The organism is Marinobacter sp. EN3, assembly GCF_000475315.1.
In the GTDB taxonomy this organism is placed as follows: domain Bacteria; phylum Pseudomonadota; class Gammaproteobacteria; order Pseudomonadales; family Oleiphilaceae; genus Marinobacter; species Marinobacter nauticus.
The window spans coordinates 74471-97855 of the sequence record NZ_AXCC01000024.1; the positions used below are offsets into that span (position 1 = coordinate 74471).

Annotated in this window: 23 protein-coding genes; 13 read left to right on the forward strand and 10 right to left on the reverse strand. The window is 57.9% G+C overall.

The window, feature by feature from the left end; all coding sequences use genetic code 11:
• Positions 1–54: 54 nt before the first annotated feature.
• A complete protein-coding gene (gene dauA, locus Q675_RS28965) occupies positions 55–1791 on the reverse strand; it encodes a C4-dicarboxylic acid transporter DauA (protein ID WP_023011273.1) in 1737 nt (578 codons plus the stop codon).
• 126 nt (positions 1792–1917) lie between these two features.
• On the opposite strand from dauA, the gene Q675_RS28970 reads away from it, so the two are divergent.
• The 3 genes from Q675_RS28970 to Q675_RS28980 all read left to right on the forward strand — a co-directional run bounded on the left by Q675_RS28970 (position 1918) and on the right by Q675_RS28980 (position 3930).
• A complete protein-coding gene (locus tag Q675_RS28970) occupies positions 1918–2100 on the forward strand; it encodes a hypothetical protein (RefSeq protein ID WP_022993113.1) in 183 nt (60 codons plus the stop codon).
• 91 nt (positions 2101–2191) lie between these two features.
• Positions 2192–3124: a ChaN family lipoprotein gene (locus Q675_RS28975; protein ID WP_023011274.1), complete on the forward strand. Its 933-nt coding sequence runs from the start codon at positions 2192–2194 to the stop codon at positions 3122–3124.
• 95 nt (positions 3125–3219) lie between these two features.
• On the forward strand, positions 3220–3930 hold the full coding sequence (locus Q675_RS28980) for an SIMPL domain-containing protein (protein WP_023011275.1): 711 nt from the start codon (positions 3220–3222) through the stop codon (positions 3928–3930).
• 14 nt (positions 3931–3944) lie between these two features.
• Here Q675_RS28980 and Q675_RS28985 read toward each other — a convergent pair whose 3' ends face one another.
• On the reverse strand, positions 3945–5012 hold the full coding sequence (locus Q675_RS28985) for a beta-N-acetylglucosaminidase domain-containing protein (protein WP_023011276.1): 1068 nt from the start codon (positions 5010–5012) through the stop codon (positions 3945–3947).
• Positions 5013–5190: 178 nt separating this feature from the next.
• Between Q675_RS28985 and Q675_RS28990 the strand changes: the two genes are divergently transcribed.
• From Q675_RS28990 to Q675_RS29020, 7 genes are all read left to right on the forward strand, one after another.
• Entirely contained in the window at positions 5191–6261 is a 1071-nt protein-coding gene (locus Q675_RS28990) for an acyltransferase family protein (RefSeq protein WP_023011277.1), read from the forward strand.
• A gap of 52 nt (positions 6262–6313) precedes the next feature.
• Positions 6314–6772 (forward strand): hypothetical protein, encoded by a 459-nt coding sequence (locus Q675_RS28995; RefSeq protein WP_023011278.1) that lies wholly within the window; start codon positions 6314–6316, stop codon positions 6770–6772.
• 139 nt (positions 6773–6911) lie between these two features.
• On the forward strand, positions 6912–7988 hold the full coding sequence (locus Q675_RS29000; RefSeq protein WP_011786889.1) for a TRAP transporter substrate-binding protein: 1077 nt from the start codon (positions 6912–6914) through the stop codon (positions 7986–7988).
• Positions 7989–8092: 104 nt separating this feature from the next.
• Entirely contained in the window at positions 8093–8638 is a 546-nt protein-coding gene (locus tag Q675_RS29005) for a TRAP transporter small permease subunit (RefSeq protein WP_023011279.1), read from the forward strand.
• Positions 8635–9933 carry a TRAP transporter large permease gene (locus Q675_RS29010; RefSeq protein ID WP_023011280.1) on the forward strand — a complete coding sequence of 433 codons (1299 nt, stop codon included), beginning with the start codon at positions 8635–8637 and terminating at the stop codon, positions 9931–9933. Before Q675_RS29005 ends, Q675_RS29010 begins: the two co-directional genes overlap by 4 nt.
• 193 nt (positions 9934–10126) lie before the next feature.
• Positions 10127–11443, forward strand: coding sequence for an SAM-dependent methyltransferase (locus Q675_RS29015; RefSeq protein ID WP_023011281.1), 1317 nt, complete (start codon positions 10127–10129; stop codon positions 11441–11443).
• The gene (locus Q675_RS29020) at positions 11443–12567 is read left to right on the forward strand and encodes an NAD(P)/FAD-dependent oxidoreductase (protein WP_022988402.1); all 1125 of its coding nucleotides are present in this window, start codon (positions 11443–11445) and stop codon (positions 12565–12567) included. The genes Q675_RS29015 and Q675_RS29020 overlap by 1 nt, the downstream gene beginning before the upstream one ends.
• Positions 12568–12658: 91 nt before the next feature.
• Here Q675_RS29020 and Q675_RS29025 read toward each other — a convergent pair whose 3' ends face one another.
• The 4 genes from Q675_RS29025 to Q675_RS29040 all read right to left on the reverse strand — a co-directional run bounded on the left by Q675_RS29025 (position 12659) and on the right by Q675_RS29040 (position 16991).
• On the reverse strand, positions 12659–13654 hold the full coding sequence (locus tag Q675_RS29025) for a porin (protein ID WP_023011282.1): 996 nt from the start codon (positions 13652–13654) through the stop codon (positions 12659–12661).
• A 34-nt stretch (positions 13655–13688) separates the two neighbouring features.
• A complete protein-coding gene (locus tag Q675_RS29030; RefSeq protein ID WP_227499544.1) occupies positions 13689–14315 on the reverse strand; it encodes a DUF2057 domain-containing protein in 627 nt (208 codons plus the stop codon).
• Between the two features lie 177 nt (positions 14316–14492).
• Positions 14493–16361: a choice-of-anchor I family protein gene (locus Q675_RS29035; protein WP_023011284.1), complete on the reverse strand. Its 1869-nt coding sequence runs from the start codon at positions 16359–16361 to the stop codon at positions 14493–14495.
• Positions 16362–16517: 156 nt separating this feature from the next.
• On the reverse strand, positions 16518–16991 hold the full coding sequence (locus Q675_RS29040; protein WP_011786897.1) for a Dps family protein: 474 nt from the start codon (positions 16989–16991) through the stop codon (positions 16518–16520).
• Positions 16992–17217: 226 nt separating this feature from the next.
• On the opposite strand from Q675_RS29040, the gene Q675_RS29045 reads away from it, so the two are divergent.
• Positions 17218–17484, forward strand: a complete 267-nt coding sequence (locus Q675_RS29045; RefSeq protein ID WP_023011285.1) for a DUF2061 domain-containing protein — start codon at positions 17218–17220, stop codon at positions 17482–17484.
• A 33-nt stretch (positions 17485–17517) separates the two neighbouring features.
• On the opposite strand, the gene Q675_RS29050 is transcribed toward Q675_RS29045, so the two are convergent.
• Positions 17518–18957, reverse strand: coding sequence for a dihydrolipoyl dehydrogenase (locus Q675_RS29050; protein ID WP_023011286.1), 1440 nt, complete (start codon positions 18955–18957; stop codon positions 17518–17520).
• A gap of 181 nt (positions 18958–19138) precedes the next feature.
• Between Q675_RS29050 and Q675_RS29055 the strand changes: the two genes are divergently transcribed.
• Positions 19139–19810 (forward strand): LysE family translocator, encoded by a 672-nt coding sequence (locus Q675_RS29055; protein WP_011786900.1) that lies wholly within the window; start codon positions 19139–19141, stop codon positions 19808–19810.
• Here the strand turns inward: Q675_RS29055 and Q675_RS29060 are convergent.
• Positions 19755–20807: a 3-deoxy-7-phosphoheptulonate synthase gene (locus tag Q675_RS29060; protein WP_011786901.1), complete on the reverse strand. Its 1053-nt coding sequence runs from the start codon at positions 20805–20807 to the stop codon at positions 19755–19757. The genes Q675_RS29055 and Q675_RS29060 overlap by 56 nt on opposite strands.
• Before the next feature lie 365 nt (positions 20808–21172).
• On the opposite strand from Q675_RS29060, the gene Q675_RS29065 reads away from it, so the two are divergent.
• Positions 21173–21967, forward strand: coding sequence for a secretin N-terminal domain-containing protein (locus Q675_RS29065; RefSeq protein WP_011786902.1), 795 nt, complete (start codon positions 21173–21175; stop codon positions 21965–21967).
• Here Q675_RS29065 and Q675_RS29070 read toward each other — a convergent pair whose 3' ends face one another.
• Entirely contained in the window at positions 21968–22474 is a 507-nt protein-coding gene (locus tag Q675_RS29070) for a DnaJ domain-containing protein (RefSeq protein WP_011786903.1), read from the reverse strand.
• A 2-nt stretch (positions 22475–22476) separates the two neighbouring features.
• Positions 22477–23253 carry an IclR family transcriptional regulator gene (locus Q675_RS29075; protein WP_011786904.1) on the reverse strand — a complete coding sequence of 259 codons (777 nt, stop codon included), beginning with the start codon at positions 23251–23253 and terminating at the stop codon, positions 22477–22479.
• Positions 23254–23385: the final 132 nt, after the last annotated feature.

Here is a 23385-nt window from a genome sequence, read left to right on the forward strand (position 1 = left end):
CTTCAGGCATTCTTGTGTTGATCACTGGCGTGTTATGCCAACTGCCTGTTTTTTTTAGGTCTGCCAGTCCATCTCTGACAACTCAGCCAGCGCCGCCTCCAGAGTCGGGTAGAAATAGCTCACGCCGGGCTCCGGTTTTACGCCGGCCCGGGCCAGGGTTCTCAATGGCTGGAACTGCAAGTCAGCAAATACAAGGCGGGTACCGGTTTTCCGGCAACTGGCGATCAGTTTGTTCAGCGCCGCCAGGCCGCCAGCGTCGAGGATGGTCACTCCGTCCATGTACAACACCAGGCCCTTAGCCTGCTGGGACAAGTCGGCCAGCTCGCCGAAGATGCGGTCAGCGGCCGCGAAAAAAAGCGGACCATTGATCTTGAACACCTGCCAGCCCTCCGGCACTCCAACCTGCTGCACCCGTTTGTTGCCGGTAATGTCAGTTACCCTGGTCATTTGTGCCATTTCCCGCATGAACAGCACCGCAGCCAGCAACACCCCGGTGGTGATGGCAATTACCATATCCAGGGCCACCGTCAGCCCGAAACAGGTCAAAAACACCAGAATATCGCTGCGGGGCGCGGTCTTGAGCAGGTGCACGGCTTTGGGTGCCTCACTCATGTTCCAGGCGACCATCACCAGCAACGCGGCCATGGCCGGCATGGGCAGATAGGCAAGAATGCCGGCCAGGGAGACCAGCGCCAGCAGCACCACCAGCGCATGAATCATCGCAGCCACCGGCGATTCAGCGCCGGCCCGGTAATTGGCGGCGGACCGGGCAATAGCGGCGGTGGCCGTGATACCGCCAAAGAATGGCACCACCATATTGCCAATGCCCTGCCCCATCAGCTCGCTGTTGGCACTGTGGCGTTTACCGGTCATGCCATCCAGCACCACGGCACAGAGCAGGGATTCGATGGCCCCCAGCATGGCGATGGCGAAGGCGGCCGGAATCAGCTCCCGGAACAGGTCCCAGGACAGGCCGAGGGGTCGCCCATCGGCCCCGGCCTGCTGCCAGGGCCAGGCGAATTCCGGTAAAAACGGCGGTATGCCGGCGCCGGTACTGCCATCGGGAAGCAGGTAGCTGAAGCGTGACCCCACGGTCTCAATCGCCGCGCCACCAGCGTTCAACCACAATGCCAGAAGACTGCCGACAATCACTGCTGGCAGATGAGGCGGCACCGGGGTTCTCAGCCTTGGCCAGAGCAGCATCACCGCCAGGGTAACCACCGCCACCAGCGTACTCAGTTCATCCAGCGCCGGCAGTTGCTGACCCAGGACCGCCAGCTTGTCCCAGTAATGCTCTGGCATAGTGTCTACGGAGAGCCCGAAGAAGTCCTTCACCTGCAAGGTGGCAATCACCACGGCAATACCACCGGTGAATCCCAGAGTGACGGATTCGGGGATATACTCAATAAAGCGGCCCAGGCGCATCACCGCCATAATCACCAGCAACACACCGGACATCAGCGTAGCCAGCAGCAAGCCACCCAGGCCATAGCTCTGGGCAATGGGATAGAGAATCACGACAAAAGCGGCCGTTGGTCCGGAAATGCTGTAGCGGCTGCCGCCAAACAGGGCAATCAGAAAACCGGCTATGATAGCGGTATACAGGCCATACTGCGGCGCAACCCCGGAGGCAATCGCCAGCGCCATCGCCAGCGGAATGGCAATGATGCCAACGGTGGCGCCAGCCATCAGGTCCTTGAAAAAGCGCCCGCTGCTGTAGGGTTCATCAACGCAGGCCTCGCGAACGGCGTGAGCGGTACGAAGAGAAAACAGATGGGCGCGATGGGGCATGAACAGACTCTCTCAGGCCAGGCATTTGGTTACATTATATGCTCATCATCTGTACACTCAATGTTAATATGATTAACATGCCATCTGTAACCATCTTCGCTGAACCTGTTGAGAACCAGAAACACCATGGAAAACCGAACTGCCCGGCTGACCCTGTTGATTGACCCTGAAAAGAAGAAAATTTTCGAGGCCCTTTGCAAGCAGGAGGACGTGACTCCCTCCCAGAAGGTTCGTCAGTTCATTCGTGAATATGTGGAAGAGCGGCTCGGGCCAGACTGGCGCGAGAGCAGCGCCCAGAAAACCGACTGACTCCGGCAACGTATAATCGGACATGAATCTTTACGCCACCCGCCTTGCCCTGACACTTGCAACCATCGTCGCCTTCACAGGATGCACCGCCATGCGCGCAGAAAACCTGCCCGAGCCTGTCAGCCAGTACGATGCAGTCATCGTCAATGCCGGTACCGGCGAGATCATCACCGTGACAGAACTGGCCCGGCAACTGGCAGACACCGATGTGGTGGTGACGGGGGAATACCACGGCCACCATGCCTCGCACCTGTTACAGGCCCGCCTTCAACAGGCGCTGTACCGGCACAACCCCCGGCAGATCCTGTCCATGGAGCAGTTCAACCTGAACCACCAGGACGCCCTGGATGCCTACCTGGCCGGACAAACCGGTGAAACGGAAATGATCGAAGACGCGGACGCCTGGGAGAACTACAAAGCCTCCTACCGGCCCCTGGTGGAGTTTGCCCGAGAACACCAGCTGCCGGTTGTCGCGGCTAACGCCCCGGCGGATATCGTGCGCTGTGTCGGCCGTGAGGGTAAGGACTATCTGAAGCGCCTGCCAGACGCGCAACGCGCCGCCCTGCCCGCACAGGCCTTCCTGGATACCCCGGACTACCGTGACAAATTCGTCGACGCCATTGCCGGCAGCCACGGTGCAGAACAGACAGAACTGGCCGGGCGCCTGCTGAGCACCTATCAGGCCCAGCTGTTGCGGGACAACACCATGGCCGAGCGGATACTGACTGCACTGAATGAACACCCCGGACATCAGGTTTTGCACACCACCGGCACCTTCCACAGCGAACAGCGGCTCGGTACCGTTGCGGTCCTTGAGCAACGGGCACCAGAGCTGAGCATTGCAGTGCTCTCACCGGTTGAATGGTCGCCCCCGGAACAGGCGATGCCGGTGGCAGCAAACCGTCACAAGGGTGACTACCTTTACTTTATTCTGCCCCTGCCTCCGGAATACCGGGATGCGGAACGCCAGCGCAGCGCCATGCAGAAACGCTTCAGCCGCCATTCAGACACCCGCTGCGAGTGACCAAAGTGGCGCGTAAGGCGCGCCTTCCCAGCAGCCCCGGTTCCCGTTAACCTGCGCAGACATCAGGACGTTTTCCGAACCGCAAGGAGTAAGCCATGAAAGTTGTCTCTGCCCTGATTATCGGCCTGTGCGCCATTGTTGCTGCTTCCCTGTTGAGCCAGGGCTTGATGGGGCTTCGCACGGCCGATCGCTACGTAACGGTCAAGGGCATGGCCGAACGGGAAGTGCAGGCAGACCTGGCGCTCTGGCCCATACGCTTTGTTGCCACCGGTAGCACGCTGGACGAAGCACAGAACAAAGCCCGAAGCAGCCGGGAAGCCATCATGGCGTTCCTGAAACTGCAGGCCATTGACCAGTCAGCGGTTGAGCTCCAACGTCTGGACGTGACCGACACTCGCGCCAATCCATACGCCGGCAATATCAGCGAGCAACAGTACATCATCAATCAGACCCTGATGGTGCGCAGCACCGATATCGATCGCATCCGACAGGCGGCACAGAACGTCAGCGAGCTAGTGGATTCCGGCGTAGTGTTGTCCTCAGACTACGGCCCGAGCGGCCCCACTTACCTGTTCAACGGCCTGAACGATATCAAACCGGCCATGATCGCCGAGGCCACCGCGGCGGCCCGTGAATCCGCCCAACAGTTCGCTCGGGATGCCGAGGCCAAACTTGGCAGCCTGCGCCGGGCCAATCAGGGTGTGTTCCAGATTCTGGCAAGGGATCAGGCACCAGGCGTGTCGGAGCAACAACAGCCTGTGAAAACCGTGCGGGTGGTCTCCACCTTCGATTACTACCTGGAGTAACCGAAAACAGGTGCCTACTGGGTGGCCACCATTTCGTCGGTCACCTGATAGTCGCCGGCCAGCCAGCGCAGGATCTCGTGAGCCGCGGGGTGATCAAACGCGTCGTAGGTGTGAATCAATGCCTGCTTTTTCTCATCGCTGATTCGTGCCAGCCCGGTGTCCTGCAGGGTCAGCAAATCCCTGTGCAACTGCCCCGCAAGCTCCAACCCCAGCACTTCCCGCGCTGCATGCAAAAACGCCTGGCCATACTGGTAGTCCGGCCCCTGGCGGTAGCATTCCGCCAGTGTGATCGCCGGGATCGTGGTCAGCACCGGCTGCAGTGCCGGATTGATGGCGTGGCCGGAAAGGTAGGCGGCATTCCCGGCAGGGCGGCCGGTAAAGCCACGAAGATGCAGATGCCGGGACATGCGATCGCCATCATTCACCGGGTAATTATCCCAGAGCAGTGGCTTGCGCCCCAGCAACTTGCTGACACGTTTGAGATGGCCCGGAGAAACTTCACGGGAACAGACCTCTTCCCCGGTCCAGAAAACTCTCACTTCACGGTCCAGTTCCGCCCCCAGGGTTTCCAGATAGTCCGCCGGCCGCTGCCCGAACACCCGGTCCAGCACCGGGTCATCGGAGTAGTAGGTGGGGCATACGCTAAGTTTGCCGGCACTGGTGTTGGCTTTTACCCAGTCCACGATCCGAGCCTGGGTGCGGGCCAGGTCCGGGGTGTCCGGGTGCATGTCATCAAACAGGATAGCCAGCTCCTGGATACCGAGGCGATCCAGCATTTTCAGTTTCTTCGCCAGGGCCTCCCGGGCCGCCTCATCGAAGTTATTGAAGATTTCGAACGGGCTCAGCCCAATACCAAACCGCACACCTTCACGCCGGCAGAATCTGGCAAAGTCCGCCATTGCCTCAGCCTGCTCCGGAGGGTGCGGCTCCTGCCAGCGACGACGCAGGTAAGGATCGGCCTTGGGGGCATACAGATAGAAGCCGTAACCATGGGCAAGCAGGGTATTGACCAGTTGGCGCCGTTCGGACCAGCTCCACAGGGGGCCGTAAAATCCTTCAATAATTCCCAGTTCCACCGTCATAAACCTGTTGCTCCCTGTCTGCCACCCAAGCGAGTACTATACCGGACCAGCCGCCTTGATGACGGGATCGTCAGATCTCAGCAAGCATACCGTATGATTAGATCCTAGCCGCTACTGTCACAACCTGCCTAGAATAAACGATCCGGTAATATGTTGAGTTTTCAGGAGCACAACTTTCATGCCCAATGGTCAAGACCGACTGCCCGCACTGGACGCGCTTCGAGGCATAGCGGCCCTGGGTGTGGTGCTGTTCCACTACCTCCCCTACTACGACAAACTCTACGGCCACAGTTTCAGCACGCCGGACACCCTCGGTTTCGGGCGCTACGGGGTTCACCTGTTCTTCATCCTCAGCGGCTTTGTCATCTTCATGACCCTGGAGCGCACCCGCAGCGCCAGCTGGTTCGGACTGGCCCGGGCCTTCCGCCTGCTACCTGCACTCTGGGCCGGCATTATATTGACCTGGATTGCCGTTCAACTGATGGGGCCAGCTGACCGCATGGTGAGCCCGGGCTCGGCGCTACTGAACATCACTCTGCTGCACGAATACCTGGGCCATCCCCATGTCGATGGCGCCTACTGGAGCCTGGTGATTGAAGCCACGTTCTACGTCTGGATTGCCTTGCTGTTCTACGGGCTGGGGAGCTGGCAGCGCATGCGGCCAGTGCTCTGGGCCTGGACTCTGGCCAGCTACGCGGCGGTGATCTGGTGGAAGGCCATTCCCGATGGGCTGGAGTTCCTGATCAAGGACCTGTTGTTTACCCGCTACGCGCCCCTGTTCATCAGCGGCATGCTGATCTACCGCTGGCACCGCCACAATCGTTTGCCGGTCGCGGATCTTGCGCTATTGACACTAACCATCAGCCACTGCCTGCTCGCTTACAAGGCACCGTTCAACCTCTTTGTGCTCGGCTGTTATGGCGTTTTCGGGCTGGCCGTAGCCGGCTACCTCAACGTTCTGGCACGGCCGGGACTGCTCTGGCTGGGCAGCATTTCATACACCCTGTACCTGGTGCACCAGAACATTGGTTATGGCGTGATTGATCTGGCTTACAAATCCGGTCTACCCGGCCAACTTGGTGTGATGATGGCCCTGGCCGTCGCCATTGGTCTGGCGGCAGCCCTGCATTACGGTATCGAAAAACCCGCTCTGCGCTGGTTCCGGCAGTGGCGCAAACGTGCCGTACCGGATACGGGTCTGACGTTGATCAACGCCCCGGTACCGAAAAAAGCGGAAAATCTTGACTAGACTGAACACAACAAAAGACCTGAAACCCATTGCCTGACAAGAGTAAGACGCCATGGAAATCAAAACCTTCGCAGACCTGATTGACTGGACACGCCAGCTCCACGCCCACCTTGCCCGGTGCCTGCACGAATCCGCCCAGAAAAATCAGAACGAACGCGCCAGCGCCTTGCTCGATTACATCAGTTCCCACGAGGCACTGCTGGAAAAGGCTGTTGCCGAGTACGAGAAACAGGCCGATCCGAAAGCCATGACCACCCGCCTGTACGATTATGGCGTGCATAAACCCATCGAGAAGAACCGCACCTGCGATACCCGCTATAACGAACTGGATTTTGACGGTATTGCCCGGGAGATCTTTGATTTCCACGACCAGGTGATGGACCTGTACGACTCCCTGATCGGCAAAGCCGAGATTCCCGAGGCCAAATCCCTGCTGGAGGATCTGAAATCCCTGGAGGAGCACGAGGCCATGCTCCTGGCCAGCCAGATCGGTCGAATGAACGACATCTAACGTTAGAGCAATGTCGTAGTCCGGCAATTTTTTGCTGCAGCCCACCCGCCATAGTTGCTAATCTGAACTACAATCTTGAGTTCCGGACCCCACGAGGGGCCGGGCTCTACTACAACAATGACAAGAGGTTAGAAGAGCAATGAAGATCCGTTCTGTTCTTTCCGCGGCTGTGCTGGCTGTGGCAACTACCTTTGCCGCCACCCAGGCGCTTGCCCAAGACAAGTTCACCCTGCGACTGGCAGAAACCTGGGGGCCGAACTTCCCCATTTTTGGTGACACCACCAAACGCTTCGCCGAAACCGTTAACAAGATGTCTGATGGCCGACTGACCGTCCGCATCGACTCAGCCAACAAGCACAAGGCCCCGCTGGGCGTATTCGACATGGTCAAGGCCGGTCAGTACGACATGGGCCACTCCGCCTCCTATTACTGGAAGGGCAAGGTGCCGGAAACCCTGTTCTTCACCAGCATGCCATTTGGCATGAATGCCATGGAACAGTACGCGTGGTTCTACCACGGTGGCGGCATGGAGCTGATGCAGGAAGTGTATGAGCCCCACAACATGCTGTCGTTCCCTGGCGGCAACACCGGCGTACAGATGGGCGGCTGGTTCCGCAAGGAAATCAAGTCCCTGGATGACCTCAAGGGTCTGAAAATGCGTATTCCCGGTTTTGCCGGTGAAGTCTTCGCAGAAGTGGGTGTTAACCCCACCAACATCGCCCCGGGCGAGCTCTACACCGCTCTGGAGCGTAATACGATTGATGCCGTTGAGTGGGTAGGCCCGGCGCTGGATTTGCGTCTTGGTTTCCAGCAGATTGCTGACTACTACTACACCGGCTGGCACGAACCGGCAACCGAGCTGCAGTTCCTGATCAACAAACGCGTTTGGGATCGCCTGCCGGCAGACCTTCAGGAAATCATGCGGGTAGCCATGCGCACCGCTTCCTATGACATGCTGGTTCACTCCCAGCACGCCAACGCCGAAGCCTGGGCAAACATCAAGGAAGAGTATCCGAACGTACAGATCAAGCGTTTCCCGGATGACATTTTCCAGGCCATGTACGAGGCCAACGAGAAGCTGTTGAAAGAAGCCGCGGCAGAAAGTGAGATGGCTGCGAAGATCATTGAATCCCAGCACAATTATCTGGAGCAGAGCCGCGCTTACACCGACATTTCGGAGCGGGCTTACCTCAACACCATGGCCGAAGTCGAGTAAACTATTCGTTTATGACGAATCAGAGCCGGGATCGCTCTTCCAAGTGATCCCGGCTTTTTCATTTCCAACATTCAGAAATTCCGCGATGCGGAGGAAGAAGTTCGATGCGCTGGATTATCCGACTGGACGAGGGCCTGGCCTGGCTCTCCAAACTTTGCGGCTGGATCGCCTGTGTGGCCATGATCCTGATGGCTGCCAACGTCTTCTATGACGTCGTCGCACGCTATGCTTTCAACGATGTGTCCATCGCCATGCAGGAAATGGAATGGCACCTTTATTCAGTCGTCTTCCTGCTTGGCATTCCCTATGCCCTGCGCACTGATGGTCATGTACGTGTGGACGTTTTCTATACCAACTGGAGCCAGAAGCGCAAAGCCTGGATTAACCTGATTGGCGCCGTTCTTTTTGTTATTCCGTTCGCCTACCTGATTGCCACCTATGGCTACAGCTACGCCATGGATGCCTACCAGATGGGCGAAGGCAGCGGCGACCCCGGCGGCTTACCGCACCGCTGGGTGATCAAATCCGTGATTCCGGTCAGCGCTTTCTTTATGGGAACGGCCGGTTTGAACATGGTGACCTACGCCATCCGTGTGATGGCCGGTGACAAGCGGTACGAAGGCGAGCACAGCGCAGGAGGTCTGGCATGATCGGTATGATTATGTTCGGCGTGGCGCTGGTCATGCTGATGTTCGGTTTCCCGGTAGCCTTCACCTTCGGCGGCGTCGCACTGTTTTTCGGTATCTACGCCGAAGGCATGGATCTGTTTGCCTTCATGCCCTTCCGGATCATGAGCGTGATGCAGAACACCGTGTTGATGGCAGTGCCTCTGTTCATCTTCATGGGTGTGGTACTGCAGCGCACCAGACTGGCTGAACAGTTGCTGACCTCCATGGGACGGCTGTTTGGCGGGTTGCCCGGCGGCCTTGCTATTTCCACCATTCTGGTCGGTGCTCTGCTGGCTGCCTCCACCGGCGTTGTCGGCGCCAGCGTGGTTGCCATGGGCCTGATTTCGCTTCCGGTCATGCTCGCGCACAAGTACGACAAGCGCCTGGCCACCGGCACCATCTGCGCCTCGGGCACCCTGGGCCAGATTGTGCCGCCATCGATCATCCTGATCATTCTGGGTGACGTCCTTGGCCTGCCCGTGGGCGATCTGTTCAAGGCTGCGGTCATGCCCGGCGTGGTACTGATTGGCCTGTACATTGTCTACATTCTGATCCTGACACGTTTCAAGCCGGAAACCGCACCGGCCATGCCGGCCCAGGATGAATCGGCCAGCCGGGGCAAGGAAATCCGGGATGCCCTGCTCGCGATTATTCCGCCACTGGCGTTGATCGTGATTGTGCTGGGCTCCATCTTCACCGGCATCGCCACTCCGACGGAATCCTCCGCACTGGGCGGTGTTGGTGCCGTGGTTCTCGCGATCATCTACCGCCAGTTCTCGTTCAAAATGGTCTGGGATGCCGCCAAAGACACCGTCAGCGTGACCGCCATGGTGTTCGCTATCCTGATCGGCGCGACCGCCTTCTCCATGGTCTTCAGCTATACCGGTGGCGATTATCTGCTGGAAGAGTGGCTGATGATGCTGCCCGGCGAACAATGGGGCTTCATTATCCTGGCCATGGTGGTCATTCTGGTGCTGGGCTTCTTCATCGATTTCGTGGAGATTTCCTTCATCATCGTGCCCATTCTGGCACCGGTGGCCGAGGCCATGGGCATCAACATGCTCTGGTTCGCCATCCTGATTGCCATGAACCTGCAAACCAGCTTCCTGACACCACCATTCGGGTTTTCGCTGTTCTACCTCAAAGGGGTGGCACCACCGGAAGTCCGAACCACGGATATCTACAAGGGTATTATTCCGTTCATTCTGATCCAGATCCTGGTGCTGGCGCTGATCGTCATCTTCCCGGAATGGTTCGGCATGAGCGCCACCTACTGACCCCGAATAACCCTGCAACCCTGGCGGAGCCGGCCAACCCCGGCTCCGCCCATCCCCCCGCTCTGCCCCTCCGTCTTCAGTCCGCCGACCTGACAAAACCTGATCATTTTCTATACTGAGTCAAAAAGCCGCGACTCTCAGTTCAGTTTTCGGGATTGCACGGACCATAACGAACCAGAGGAGAGAGCATTCCATGGCACAGAGTACCGCTCATAAACCGGAGTTCCCGGACAAGGAAGAACACCGGGCCCACGTCCTCAGCCTGCCCCTGGAGCGCGGTCAATCCGATCGCGAACCCCACAGTTATGAACGCTGGCTGATCCATAAACTGATGCGTATGGCCGGCTCTCCCCCCATTCGTTTCCGGCTCTGGAACGGCGATGTCATAGAACCGGAAGTTCAGGACGCCCGCTTCACCCTGCACCTGACCGACCACAAGGCTCTCTACTCCCTGGTGGCCAACCCCAATCTGGCCTTTGGTGACCTGTATGCCGCCGGTCGACTGGAAATCGACGGCGATCTTCCAGATCTGATGGAGAGCCTGTACCGGGCCGTCCATGCCGCCCGCCAGAAGTGGCCACGCTGGCTGGACGCCCTGTGGCGCAACCACAACCCGCGTGCCACCGGCATCTCCGAGGCCAAGGAGAACATTCACCACCACTACGACCTGGGCAACGAGTTTTACCAACTGTGGCTGGATGAGGCCGAAATGCAGTACACCTGCGCCTATTACGAGCAGGCCGACAACACCCTGGAACAGGCGCAACTGGCCAAACTGGAACACGTTTGCCGCAAACTTAGGCTGAAACCGGGCATGACCGTGGTCGAAGCCGGCTGCGGCTGGGGCGGGCTGGCCCGATATATGGCCCGTCATTACGGGGTGAAGGTGCATTCCTACAATATCTCACGGGAACAGCTGGCCTACGCCCGGGCTGAAGCAGAGCGACAAGGCCTGGACAACCTGGTTACCTATGTCGAAGACGACTACCGCAATATTGAGGGCCAGTATGACGCGTTCGTTTCTATTGGCATGCTCGAACACGTGGGCAAGGATAATTACCCGGCTCTGTCGGAACTGATCAAACGCTCCCTGAAGCCGAATGGTATTGCCTTGCTCCACAGCATCGGCCGCAACCGGCCCATGCTGATGAACGCCTGGATCGAGAAGCGGATTTTCCCCGGCGCCTATCCGCCCAGCATTGGCGAGTTCATGGAAATCTGCGAGCACAGCGATTTCTCGGTACTGGATGTGGAAAACCTGCGGCTGCATTACGCTCAGACCCTGACCCACTGGATGGACAATTTCACCGCCAACCAGGACCAGGTCACCGAGATGTACGACGAACATTTCACCCGGGCCTGGCGACTGTATCTAGCTGGTTCCATCGCCGCGTTCCGGGCCGGCTCATTGCAGCTGTTCCAGGTGGTGTTCACCCACGGCGATAACAATCAGCTGCCCCGGAGCCGGCAGGATCTTTATACCTTCCCAGCCACACCGGAGGGCATTTGATGGATTACTACGATGTGATCATTGTCGGTGCCGGCCCCGCCGGCGCTACCTTGGCCCGGGCGCTGGAGGGCGCCGGCAAGCAGGTGCTGATTATCGACAAGGCCAAATTCCCCCGGGATAAAACCTGCGCCGGCTGGGTGACCCCCGCAGTACTGGCAAGCCTGGATATTGATACCACCGGGTATGGCAATGGCCGCACCCTGCAACCCATTCGCCGCTTCCGCATCGGCATGATGGGCCAGGACGCGGTGGAGAACGACCACGGTGAAGTGGTCAGTTACGGCATCCGCCGCTGCGAGTTTGATGACTACCTGCTTGGCCGGGTGTCCTGCACCAAACAGCTGGGTACGCCGGTAAAATCCATTACCCGTGACAACGGCAACTGGGTAATCAACGAACAATGGCAGGCGCCGTTACTGGTGGGCGCCGGCGGTCACTTCTGCCCGGTGGCCCGGCAGCTGGGCAACGGCCCCGGCAAGCATGAAACCGTGGTTGCGGCCAAGGAAGTAGAGTTCGAGATGACACCGGAACAGGCCCGCGCCTGCGAAGCCCGGGGCGACACGCCGGAGCTCTGGTTCTGCCGGGATCTCAAAGGCTATGCCTGGGTATTCCGCAAAGGCAGCTACCTGAACATCGGCCTGGGCCGGGAAGACAATCACCGACTGACGGATCACCTGGAAGCCTTTGTAGAAGATATGAAGCAAGCCGGCCGCATTCCCGCCGACCTGCCCGGCCGGTTCAAGGGCCACGCCTATCTGCTGTATGCCCACGCCGACCGGCCATTGGTGGACGATGGCGTGCTGCTGATCGGCGATGCCGCAGGGCTGGCCTACACCCAGAGCGGCGAAGGCATCCGCCCGGCCATCGAATCTGCCCTGATGGCTGCGAAAGTGATACAGGAAGCCCCGGATTATTCTGCAGTTTCCCTGCAGTCCTACGGCGAACAAATTGCCGCCCGCTTTGGCAATCGCGCCTCCGAACAGGAGCATGGCTTTGACCTGCCTGAATGGCTCAAGCAACCCATTGCCAGCACGCTGATGCGCTCACACTGGTTTACACGGAAGGTGGTGACAGAGAAATGGTTTTTACACCAGCAGGTGCCGCCACTGGATATGGCGGTGTGAGAAGCACAAAGGCCGGGCAATGATGCCCGGCCTTTGTTTTTACGTGCGCCAACCACGGGGGTGACCGTGGTTGGTGCGTTGGCGGTGGTGCTTAGAACTTCACGCGCATGCCGGCCAGGAAGCCCATGTCGGCGTCGTCACCAGCTTCATTCTCAACATCGCTCTGGGCGATTTCAGCGAAGACGCTCACGTTCTTGGCTTCCGGGAACTTGTAGGTCACGTTGGCGTACCACTCGGTAATGTCGTCATAACGATCAGCGTCAGAATCCTTGTTGCCCATACCCACGGCAACGTCGGTAGTGCTGGCAACGGCGAACACAGCGGCAACGTTGTACTGGGTCATGTCTTCTTCTGCCCATTCACCGGTAATCTGGTCTTTATCTTTACTCCAATCAGACACACTGTAATCAGCAGCCAGTTTTACAACGCCAAAATCGTAGGCCGCACTCAAGCCCCAAGTGCTGACGGAGTCGTCAATTTCAACAGGATTATACTGTTGGAATGCGGCAGCGAGCTCAAGACCAGCCAGTTCAGTCGCAACGAATAGGTCGTAGAACTCACCATCAATGCCGTCATTATCATCTCTTGCATCCATTTCATGGGATGCCGCGATGTATACATTGTCTAGTTCAATATCTACGCGGATAGTGTCGTCGCCATCAGTCTTAAAGCCGTCAAAGCGATCTTCATCAATGTCTTCTACTTCGATCGCTTCTTCGATACCAAATTCATCCGTGGCAAAGTTCTGCTTACCGAAGGAGAAAGAGGTCACACCGTACTTCAGACCCACAAACGCCTCTTCCAGATTACTGCCATTCTCGTCGTCTTCAGCGGCATCCTTGAAACCAAAGTCCAGACGACCGAAGGCAGTCAGGTCATTGCCCAGGTCGTAGGCAACGTAGTTTTTCAGTTCCAGATCGTCGAATTCAACCTCGGCGCGCTCGTCAATGCCGGTTGCCTGACGGAACTGAACCTGGAAATCACCATTCAGCTTGTAAGTAAAACCGTCTTTCTCATAAACAGTCGCAGCGTTTACAGAACCTGCGGCAACAGTAGACACAGCAACAGCCAGAAGAAGCTTCTTCATTTCTTATAACTCCACTTTCAGTTTGGTTTGGTGTTTATCGGTTGCTGGAATCGACCCAGCTGTCCCACTCTTTTCGAGTTTGTTCGTCAGCTTTCAGATACCAGTAGCGCAGCATCCTGCTGACCATTTCCTGATCCGGATCGACGTGCGAATCCAGCAACAACCCGTCCTGGTTGGTTATCAGCCCCGGAGCAGCTACTGCCGCTTTGGCGCCGGAACGGTTATAGGCCGCCAGCTCACGGGCATAGTCCCGCACCAGCTGAAAGCCCTCTTTCTCGAGCACATCGGCGGTAAACGCCACCTCACGGCCCTGGCGATCAGTCAACTGCCAGTTACCCTGTTGATTGAAAGCGTCCATTTGATTGCGCGACTCGATTTCCGGAGCGCTCAGGGCCAGTGCGGTATCAGCAGCCTCGAAACGGACAACGAAGGCGTCGCTGGTTTCCAGCACTTCTTCACGACCAATTTCGGTGGTGCACTCCACCACCAACTGCTGGGTACCATCAGCAAGAGTCAGTGACTGGCCAGAGCCGGCGGTCTGTTCGCTATCCTGAACAGCCTGCACGTTCACACAGGCCCCCAAAGTGAGCTGAACCTCTGCCAGAGCCGGCAACGGTATCAAGGCGGCAAGTAAACAGGTCGTCCAGGCAAGTCTCGTCACGCTTTATTTCCAATCAGTGGTTGGCAGCAATCTTGAGACGACACTATGGCGGGAATTTATTAACGGACTGTTAATAATATGTTTCGGTTATATGACACGATCCTGTGGACACTTTTTTGGCCCGGACACAAAAAAGCCCCGCCATGAAGACGGGGCTTTTTTATTCCGGAAACTGAATTAATCAGTCAGTTCGAGTTTCACACGGTAGATCGCCGTGGTGCCGCTGACTTCGTTGCCGGTGATGAGTAACGGCTCACCAGTAGGTGAGTCATCGGCGGCCACCACAGTGATACTCTCCACGCCCAGATCCCCTGCGGTTTCGAGTACTGAAGCCGTGTCGACAGTGGTCCAGTTATCACGGGTATTCAGGTAATCCACCTGAACCGGACTGGCAGGGTCCGTTACGTCGTAGACCAGAATACCGCCCATGCGCTCAAGGCCCAGAAAGGCAAAGGTTTTATTGCCGAATGTCGCCACGGTCACGGCTTCAGGTTCCGGACCTTTGGCGTCAGACCGGGAATCGAATGCCATGCCCTCATCATGGGCGGAGTTGAAGTGGTCTGCGCAGGGAATAGAGCGATCCGTACCCAGACGGCACTCCTCACTGGCCAGGAACTGCTCAATCGCATCACCGGAGTCCCATACCAGCTCACCGTCCTCATTCCAGATTGCCAGAGAACGCGTGCCGTAGGAGTACAACGTGTCGTACATCAGAAGTGTGCCGTCAGGGTCCTCTGCGCCCGACGCGTTGAACATGACGGGAGCACCATTTTCCATAACCCGGTAACCCTGCACCCAACTGATGTTGAGCCTTCCCAGCTGATCGTCATCACGACAGGCATTGGCTGCCCCGGCTGTGGCACCACAGTATTCGAAGACCTCAGGATTCAGCAGCGCCCCTTCGGCCAGCGCGGTCAATTGAGGTGGCATGTCGTCACCAACCCGGCGAGCAAAACCATCCGGATGTACCAGGTGTTTAACTCGTAACTCTTCGACAAAGCCCTTGGAACTGTCGCCATTCCAGTAGTCAGCGTTATCTTCACCCCAGGCCCTGGCATCCCCCTCATTGGCCGTCACGATATAGGTTGCACCATCTACGTCATAACTGGTGATGGCATCGGGATGATAGATACCCACAACACCCGGCCATGGCTTGATATTGATAACCCCGTCATCGTCCGAGGCATCAATACCCTGCCCCTCAACACCGTAATCCTTGAAGCCCAGAGGCAGAATATCGGTGACCGTTGCCGTATCGATATCCAGCTTCGCCAGAGCGTTGTTCTCCTGTAATGACACCCAGGCGGTGCGGCTGTCGGCACTGACGGTGATGTACTCCGGCTCGAGATCCTGGGCCACGGTGGCCCCCGGGCCATAAATTCGAACACCCGATGCCTTCAGGGCACTTTCCTGGCTGTTGAAGGCCAGAAAATCGGCTATTCGTACCGTGAGGCTCGCCGGGTTAGAAACATCAACCACACTGATCGATCCTTCCGGATCGACCTGGTAATCATCGCTCGGCTCGCCTTCGTTTGCCGCCAGGACATATCGCCCATCCGGCGTAAAGGTCACCATATCGGGCTGCGCCCCTACCTGGATACTGTCACGCAACTGCAGGTCTGCAGCTCCAAATACCGCGACATAACCGGGGGCAGTTTTCGGATTCGATTCAACAGCAACCGCAACGAGCCCGCTTGCCACAGCCACACTGTTAACCACCGCATCAGCGGCAATGTCAGCAACCGTCAGCGTGTCGATTTTCGCTGGATTGACCGGGTCGCTCATATCCAGCACATCCACAGCTCCGGACAAGGCGTTAACCACAAACGCCCTGAGACTGGCAGGGTCAAACGCCGTGATTTCCGCGGCAGACTCATCAAACTGCCCGGTGCTGTATCGACCGGCGAATTCAAGCGTCAGGCCAGTGACCTGAGCTTCCGTTGCCAGGTCATCATCGTTGTCCGAGGAATTACAGCCGGAAACCAGCACGGCGCTCACAGCGAGAGCGAGCAATGACAGTTGGAATGGGTGCGATGTCTTGGGCACAGCGGGCTCCTTTGCTTATTTGATGATGAAAGAGCAAAGAAGGCTAGGCGACAGACGTGACGAACGCGGGAAAGGAAAGTGACAGGGCAGTGACGTTTCTGTGACAGCTCCCCGGCCCAATACCGGGCCGGGGAATGTCGGAGCATCAGCCGGAACTTACTGGCCCAGGTAGCTCCGGTACATCCATACCGTTTTTTCCTGCTGAGAGATGTAGTCACTCATCAGTGCCACGGTACCTTCATCTTCTGCTTCACCGGCCAGGTTCAGCAGGTCGCGCTGCTTGGCGATGAGCTTGCCGAAACTCTCAACGATGTTACCCACCGCTTCTTTGCCGTCAGATACATCTTTGCGCTCCGGCACTTCAGATTTTTCAATATAGGTGCTGTAGGCGTGAGCCGGACGATGACCCAGGGTGAGCACCCGCTCGGCAATTTCATCGATCTTGAGCAGCAGGTCGTCATAGAGTTCTTCAAACTTGGCGTGCAGCTCAAAGAAGTTCTCGCCCTTGATGTTCCAGTGATAACCACGCACGTTCATGTAGAAAATCTGGTAATTCGAGAGCAGTTCGTTAAGTGCATCTGCCAGCTTCTGGGTTTTGTCTGTGTCGAGACCTATAAAGTTCTTACCCATGTTGAACCTCCTGATTCGTTTTGGGGTTTTGTCTAACTGTCACTATAAGACAGCTCAGTGTCAGAACGAAAGTTTGGTTATTCAATACCGCTCATAGCAGAAACTTATACCAATAAGGAAAAATCATAGCCGAACCCTATCAAGAAAAATGTCACTTTCTATTTGGAAACAATTCTCGTTTGCCCTTAAATAGAGTCATAGGCATTTACCAAGCGGAGCTGATCCCATGAGTACCCTGAAACTGTTTGTTCACAATCACAGCTCGAAGGGCGACCAGTCGTTTCTGAAAACAATCACCTTCGCGATTACCCACTTTACCGTGGCGTTCACGGTGGCGTATCTGCTGACCGGTGACATCCTGATCGGTAGCCTGATCGCGATGGTCGAACCGGCCATCAACACCGTTGCGTACTTCTTCCATGAGAAGATATGGGCACGGCATCAGCGGAATACAACCGCTAATGCCATGAATCTAAGGCAGAACACGCTCTAATGGCTTGCCCTCCGTCAAGGACGGAGGGTAAAGCTACACTCCCGGCCCGCAATCCATGCACCCCTCCCCGGGCGCAGGGCCGATCTGGAGCTTTTTGCTCAGGTCTTTCAAGGCGGTTCGCACCCCTTCCTCAATCACCGGATGGTAAAACGGCATATCCAGCATTTCGCTCACGGTCATTCGCTTTTGCACGCACCACGCCAGCAAATGGGCAATGTGCTCCGCGGCAGGTCCGAACATCTGGGCGCCCATAAACAGGCCACTACCGTGCTCACCGTACACTCGGAGCAGTCCCCGATTCTTGCCGATAACCTTGCTACGGCCCTGATCCTCGAATGACACCTCACCAACCGCAAAACAGCCCTGGCACCGTTCATCTACCTGGTGGATATTCAACCCCACCGAGGCAATCTGGGGCTCGGTAAACACCACCGCCATGGGGGTTTTCCTGAGGCCTGTGCGGACTTCCGGCCAGGCCCCGGCATTGTCGCCGGCAATCCGGCCTTCGTCTGCCGCCTCGTGCAGCAGGGGGCGGTCGTTGTTCACATCACCGGCAATGAAGATATGGCTGTCACCGCAGCGCAGGGTGAAGGGGTCAAACTCCGGCATGCCCCGTTCATCCAGTTCGATGCCGGCATTCTGGATATCCAGGTGATCAATGTTGGGTCTCCGCCCGGTGGCTGCCAACAGATAATCAAAGGTTTGCTGATGCTCCTTGCCGCCCTCGCTCCAGCTGATGCGAACCCCCTCCTCGATGCGTTCAACACGCCGGGTATCGGCTTTCGGGCTGATGGCAAACTCTTCACGGAAGGTGTCCAGCGCATACTCCCTCACCTTCTCATCCTGAATACCGCCAATGCCGCCGCTGACGCCAAACATGCGGACCTTTACGCCCAGCCGGCTCAATGCCTGACCTAATTCGACCCCAATCACTCCCGGGCCGAACACCGCCACCGAAGACGGCAGATCCCGCCAGTCGAACACGTCATCGTTGACCACCAGTCGGTCTTTCGCTTCTTTCAGAATGCCCGGGATGTTGGGGCGGGAGCCGGTGGCAATAACAATCCGGCCCGCGGTGACCTCGGTATGATCACCCACGACAAGACGATGACTGTCAACAAATCGGGCATGCCCCATCAACCGGTGTTCCTGCGGCAGCGATTCCATGGACCGCACCACCGGTGCCACAAAGCGATCGCGCTCTTCACGCACTCGCGCCATCACAGCCGGACCATCAATGCGCACATCGCCCGGAAGCACACCGAACGCTTCCGCCTGCCTCACCTGATGGGCCCTTTCCGCGGCGGCAATCAGCAACTTGCTGGGCATGCACCCTACCCGGGCACAGGTGGTGCCGTATTGATCACCCTCAATCAACACAATCCGGTCGGTGGCCCTGCGGGCGCGCTGATAGGCGACCATTCCCGCCGTACCCGCACCGATAACCGCTACATGCACTTCTCGCTTGTCCATCCTGCCTCCTGGAGACTGACTGAAATTTCAGGTGGTTTGGGCTATTAAACTTAAGGAGCCTTTCGGTAAAGTATAGAAAGCTTATTATCCGCTGACAGGGGAATCACAGAAAAAATCCCTGTGGTTACTGGCTGCAGGCGCAACAACCCAAGCACAATTGCAAACACGCGGGAGAATGAATGTGCAGAATTACTGGCTGGAGTTTCTGACCGTTGCCCTGGTGCACCTTTTGGCGGTGGCCAGCCCCGGGCCGGATTTTGCAGTCATGCTGCGCCAGGCACTGACCCAGGCCCGGCGCAATGCCCTGCTGACCGCCATGGGCATTGGCATCGGCATTCTGCTGCATGTGGGCTATTCGCTGCTGGGTATCGGGCTGATCATCCAGCAATCGGTAATGCTGTTTACCGTGCTGAAAGTGATTGGGGCCGTGTATCTGCTCTATATCGCCTGGCACTGCCTGCGGGCCAAACCCGGAGCCATTCACGTGCAAGCGAACGGCGGGCAGGCCCAGACTGGCTGGGCGGCGTTCCGGCTCGGGTTTTTAACCAACGCCCTCAATCCCAAGGCCACCCTGTTTTTCGTGTCCCTGTTCTCCGTCATCATCAATCCAGGCACGCCGGTTCTGCTGCAGGCCGGATACGGCATCTATATGGCCCTGGCCACCGGCCTGTGGTTTGCCATGGTAGCGGTGTTCTTTACCCACCCCCGTGTCCGCCGGGGGTTCAACCGGTTCGGACACTGGCTCGACCGGACCATGGGGGGCATTCTGGTATTGCTGGCCGGGCAACTGCTGCTGTCTACAGTGAGCGGATCAGAGTCTCCGTCTGTTCCCAGCCCAGGCATGGATCGGTAATCGAGCACCCGTAGACCAGCTCTTTGCCGTCGTCCTGGCGGCCGAATTCCAGGAAGCTTTCCAGCATCAGGCCCTTGATGTGCCGATTGCCGTTACGCTTCTGCGCCATCACTTCCCGGGCGATGTCCACCTGCCGCTCAGCCTGCTTGCAGGCGTTATCATGGCTGCAGTCCACCATCACCGCCGTTGATACGCCGGCTTTTTCCAGCTCTGCCACCGCTTTGGCAATGCTCAGTTCATCGTAGTTGGTCACACCCCGGCCACCGCGCAGAACCAGATGAGTATCCGGATTGCCGGCGGTGGAAATCATCACCGGTGCGCCGCTATGGGAGATCCCCATGTGGTGGTGCGGGTGCGAGGCCGACTTCATGGCGTGGCTGGCCACGGTAATGCCACCATCGGTGCCGTTCTTGAACCCGGTAGGCATGGGCAGGCCGCTGACCATTTCCCGGTGAATCTGGGATTCGGTGGTACGGGCGCCGATCGCGGTCCAGCTTACCAGGTCCCCCAGGTAATCCATCATGAACGGGCTCAGGGCTTCGGTGGCGAGCGGCAGGCCGAGCTCGGACAACGCCAGCAACAACTTGCGAGAACGCTCCAGGCCCTGTTTCAGATCGCCCTGACCGGTGCGTTCCGGATCGTACAGAAGGCCTTTCCAGCCCACCGTGGTACGGGGTTTCTCCAGGTAGGCGCGCATGACAATCAGGAAACGGTCACTGACTTCGTCTGACAGTGCTTTCAGGCGGGTGGCGTAATCCAGGGCAGCCTGCTCGTCGTGAATGGAGCAGGGGCCCATCACGATCAGGGTGCGGTCGTCCTGACCGTGCAGCACGGCGCGGATCTGATCACGGTAACCGGCAATGGCCCGCACCTGTTGCTCATCGGCAGGAAACTGCTGGCGCAACTCGGCGGCGGTGGGCAGTCTCGCTTCCTGGCGGTGCTGGCAGGCGCTTGAGGCTTGCGCATCCAGTGTTTCAGATTTCAGCGGCATGTTCATGTCTGTGTTCCCGTTTCCCTGTGTCAGAATCAAAAAAGCCCCGGCTGGGCTACCAGTCGGGGCTTTTCGGAGTCCGGTGGCAGCCTGGGTTGCTTGCCGGGCTGCCTTCCTCGTTGTATTCGGTCGATGAAGATCTTATGGGCGGCCCGGGCTCTGGCTAAAATAAAAGCCATAACCAAACCACCAAAAATACACAGCAGAGCCTGCGGCCTTCAGTTTTTCACCGAAAGCTTTCAGAACATTCAATTGACAGGCTGCGTGTAAGGTCTTCATGCTTTTCACTATATACCTACGGTTTTAACGATGGCAACCCGCAAAACGGATTATTTAATGCGGGCATGGCCGTCATGGCTCTGGAGGCCTGCATGCGAAACACCGAGCACCGCTCCGTTCTCTGGCTGATACCTGCCCTGTTTCTTGCGATGTTAACGGCTTCCACCGTCGTTTGGGCACAATCAGAAGCCAGGGTCTATGAGCTGAACAACCGAACGGCCGACGACATTGCGCTACAGATTCGCGAACTTTACCAACAGTCGCCGGTTACGGTGACGGCACGCGGACAACAACTGGTGGTCCGTGGCGAACCCGCACTGCTGGACGAAATCGGAACACTGGTGCAATCGATGGATGTGCCGCCGGTACAGATGAGGATCAGCGTACGCTACCGTCAGGACATCGGCGGCAAACAATCCGGAGGCGGCGTCAGCCTCTCGAACGGCTCGGCCGGCGCCAGCGTCGAACGCCGCACCATCAGCACCAATTCAACCCGTGAACGTCAGTTGATCGTGCAGGATGGCCAGTCAGCCCACATTACCTCCGGCAATGTGCGAACCTTGCCATTTGCCGTTAAGGGTGGGCGCAACCCCGCCGCCATACTGCAGCAGGTCGAAACCCGAAGCGGCTTTGTCGTGAGCCCCCAGGCCATCTCGAACCAGGCGGTAGAGCTGAGTATCGTGTCCTTTGAGGAAGACCCCGCCGCACTGCCCGGCTACGAAACCGAAGCCCTGATGACCATCCGGCGGGTCGAGCCGGGGCAATGGGTCAGCCTCGGGGGAACTCGCACCTCCATGAATCAGGAGCAGCAAGGCATCACCTACCGTGTGAACGGCAAGCGTGCAGAAAACCTGTCCATCGACGTCAAAGTGGAAATTCTGCCCTGATCAGGCCTGATTACGCTTGCCCAGCAAGACATCTCGGGCCTCATTGAGCTTGGCGGCCAGGTAATCGTTGCCGCCGCGGTCCGGGTGCACCTTCAACATCAGTTTGCGGTGGGCAGCGGTCACCTCCTCACGGGAGCAACCGGGGTTAACTCCCAGAATATCGCAGGCTTCCTGCGTGCTCATTGGCCCCCGGGTGGCAGCCCGATCGCCCCCGGCATTCGCATGGCGCGTCGAGTCATTACCGGATGAATCGCCCATGGCCTTGCGAAACATCGGCGCATAACGCAGTAGTGCCGGCACCTTTCTCAACAGGGGAATAAGAGCGGCAATACCGGCCGTGATCACATGCACCCGGCCCGTCAGCACCATGAACAGCAACAGCGCACCGCCAGCCACTAGCACCACTTTCCAGATGGCCGCTTTCTGGCCTTCCGGCGACAGCGCGCCCCATTTTTTCAGGATGACAAACACGGCGGCCGCCAGGGCCAGGCCGAGAATCAACTGCATGCTTAACTCTCCCCGATTCGGGCTTCAACCTTCGCCTTGAAGGTTTTCAGGGGTTCAAGGTATTTATCGCGGTGCGTCCTTGCCCGACTCACGGGCACAATTGCTGCCACTGCAAAACGACCAAGGTAAGTGTCCATCGCCACTGAGAATGCCGCAATATCCGGCATATATTCTTCGTAATCTTCTGCCACGCCGGACTGGCGGATTTTTTCAAGGTCTGCCAGCAACTGGCGCTTAACTGCCACGCCTTCGCTACCCGACGGCAAAGTATCCCGCAGAATCTTTTCAACCTTGCTGTCTTCCATGCTGGCCAACAGGGCCTTGCCTACCGCAGTGGTATGGAAAGGCACGTGAATCACCCCCATAGCCGGCACCACCCGCAGCTCCCGCTCCGCCACAATGCGCTCGATCACAAGCACCTGGTTGGCTTCCACGCCACAGAACACCAGGGTTTCGCCAATCTGGTGGCTGAGTTCTTCCAGCAGGGGACGAGCCACGGAAATCACGTCAATCCGGGTGTGGTAAAGCAGGCGCCCGAGCTCCGGCCCAAGCCGGTAACCGCCTTCGGCCCGCACCATTTCAACAAAGCCTTCAGCTTCCAGTGCACCGATGATGCGCTGAATGGTAGAGCGGGGCAAGGCCACGGCCCGGGCGATTTCCGCCAGGCTCAGGCCGTCGGGATGCTCTCCGAGTTCGCGCATAATCGCCGCCGCCCGGGCAATCACCTGAATGCCACCCTGGCGACGATCTTCGTGCCCTGTGTCTTCTGTTTGCTGCATGGATTCCTGACTCGTGGGTTTTCGATCACCCGGTATTACGAGCGCGCAGACAGGCTATGTCAAGCAAGGTTCCCGCCCCCAGCGCAGTAAAATCCGAAGTTACCTATGTATCACAATTCGGTTACAATCCCG

Bases quoted from the DNA above. Each gene is read 5' to 3' on its own strand.
- Q675_RS29045 (WP_023011285.1), top strand. From the start codon at position 17,218: ATGAGTACCCTGAAACTGTTTGTTCACAATCACAGCTCGAAGGGCGAC.
- Q675_RS29050 (WP_023011286.1), bottom strand. From the start codon at position 18,957: ATGGACAAGCGAGAAGTGCATGTAGCGGTTATCGGTGCGGGTACGGCG.
- Q675_RS28970 (WP_022993113.1), top strand. From the start codon at position 1,918: ATGGAAAACCGAACTGCCCGGCTGACCCTGTTGATTGACCCTGAAAAG.
- Q675_RS28975 (WP_023011274.1), top strand. From the start codon at position 2,192: ATGCGCGCAGAAAACCTGCCCGAGCCTGTCAGCCAGTACGATGCAGTC.
- Q675_RS29005 (WP_023011279.1), top strand. From the start codon at position 8,093: ATGCGCTGGATTATCCGACTGGACGAGGGCCTGGCCTGGCTCTCCAAA.
- Q675_RS29070 (WP_011786903.1), bottom strand. From the start codon at position 22,474: ATGCAGTTGATTCTCGGCCTGGCCCTGGCGGCCGCCGTGTTTGTCATC.
- Q675_RS29040 (WP_011786897.1), bottom strand. From the start codon at position 16,991: ATGGGTAAGAACTTTATAGGTCTCGACACAGACAAAACCCAGAAGCTG.
- Q675_RS29075 (WP_011786904.1), bottom strand. From the start codon at position 23,253: ATGCAGCAAACAGAAGACACAGGGCACGAAGATCGTCGCCAGGGTGGC.
- Q675_RS29065 (WP_011786902.1), top strand. From the start codon at position 21,173: ATGCGAAACACCGAGCACCGCTCCGTTCTCTGGCTGATACCTGCCCTG.
- Q675_RS29025 (WP_023011282.1), bottom strand. From the start codon at position 13,654: ATGAAGAAGCTTCTTCTGGCTGTTGCTGTGTCTACTGTTGCCGCAGGT.
- Q675_RS29060 (WP_011786901.1), bottom strand. From the start codon at position 20,807: ATGAACATGCCGCTGAAATCTGAAACACTGGATGCGCAAGCCTCAAGC.
- Q675_RS28980 (WP_023011275.1), top strand. From the start codon at position 3,220: ATGAAAGTTGTCTCTGCCCTGATTATCGGCCTGTGCGCCATTGTTGCT.
- Q675_RS29015 (WP_023011281.1), top strand. From the start codon at position 10,127: ATGGCACAGAGTACCGCTCATAAACCGGAGTTCCCGGACAAGGAAGAA.
- Q675_RS29020 (WP_022988402.1), top strand. From the start codon at position 11,443: ATGGATTACTACGATGTGATCATTGTCGGTGCCGGCCCCGCCGGCGCT.
- Q675_RS29000 (WP_011786889.1), top strand. From the start codon at position 6,912: ATGAAGATCCGTTCTGTTCTTTCCGCGGCTGTGCTGGCTGTGGCAACT.
- Q675_RS28995 (WP_023011278.1), top strand. From the start codon at position 6,314: ATGGAAATCAAAACCTTCGCAGACCTGATTGACTGGACACGCCAGCTC.
- dauA (WP_023011273.1), bottom strand. From the start codon at position 1,791: ATGCCCCATCGCGCCCATCTGTTTTCTCTTCGTACCGCTCACGCCGTT.
- Q675_RS29010 (WP_023011280.1), top strand. From the start codon at position 8,635: ATGATCGGTATGATTATGTTCGGCGTGGCGCTGGTCATGCTGATGTTC.
- Q675_RS28990 (WP_023011277.1), top strand. From the start codon at position 5,191: ATGCCCAATGGTCAAGACCGACTGCCCGCACTGGACGCGCTTCGAGGC.
- Q675_RS28985 (WP_023011276.1), bottom strand. From the start codon at position 5,012: ATGACGGTGGAACTGGGAATTATTGAAGGATTTTACGGCCCCCTGTGG.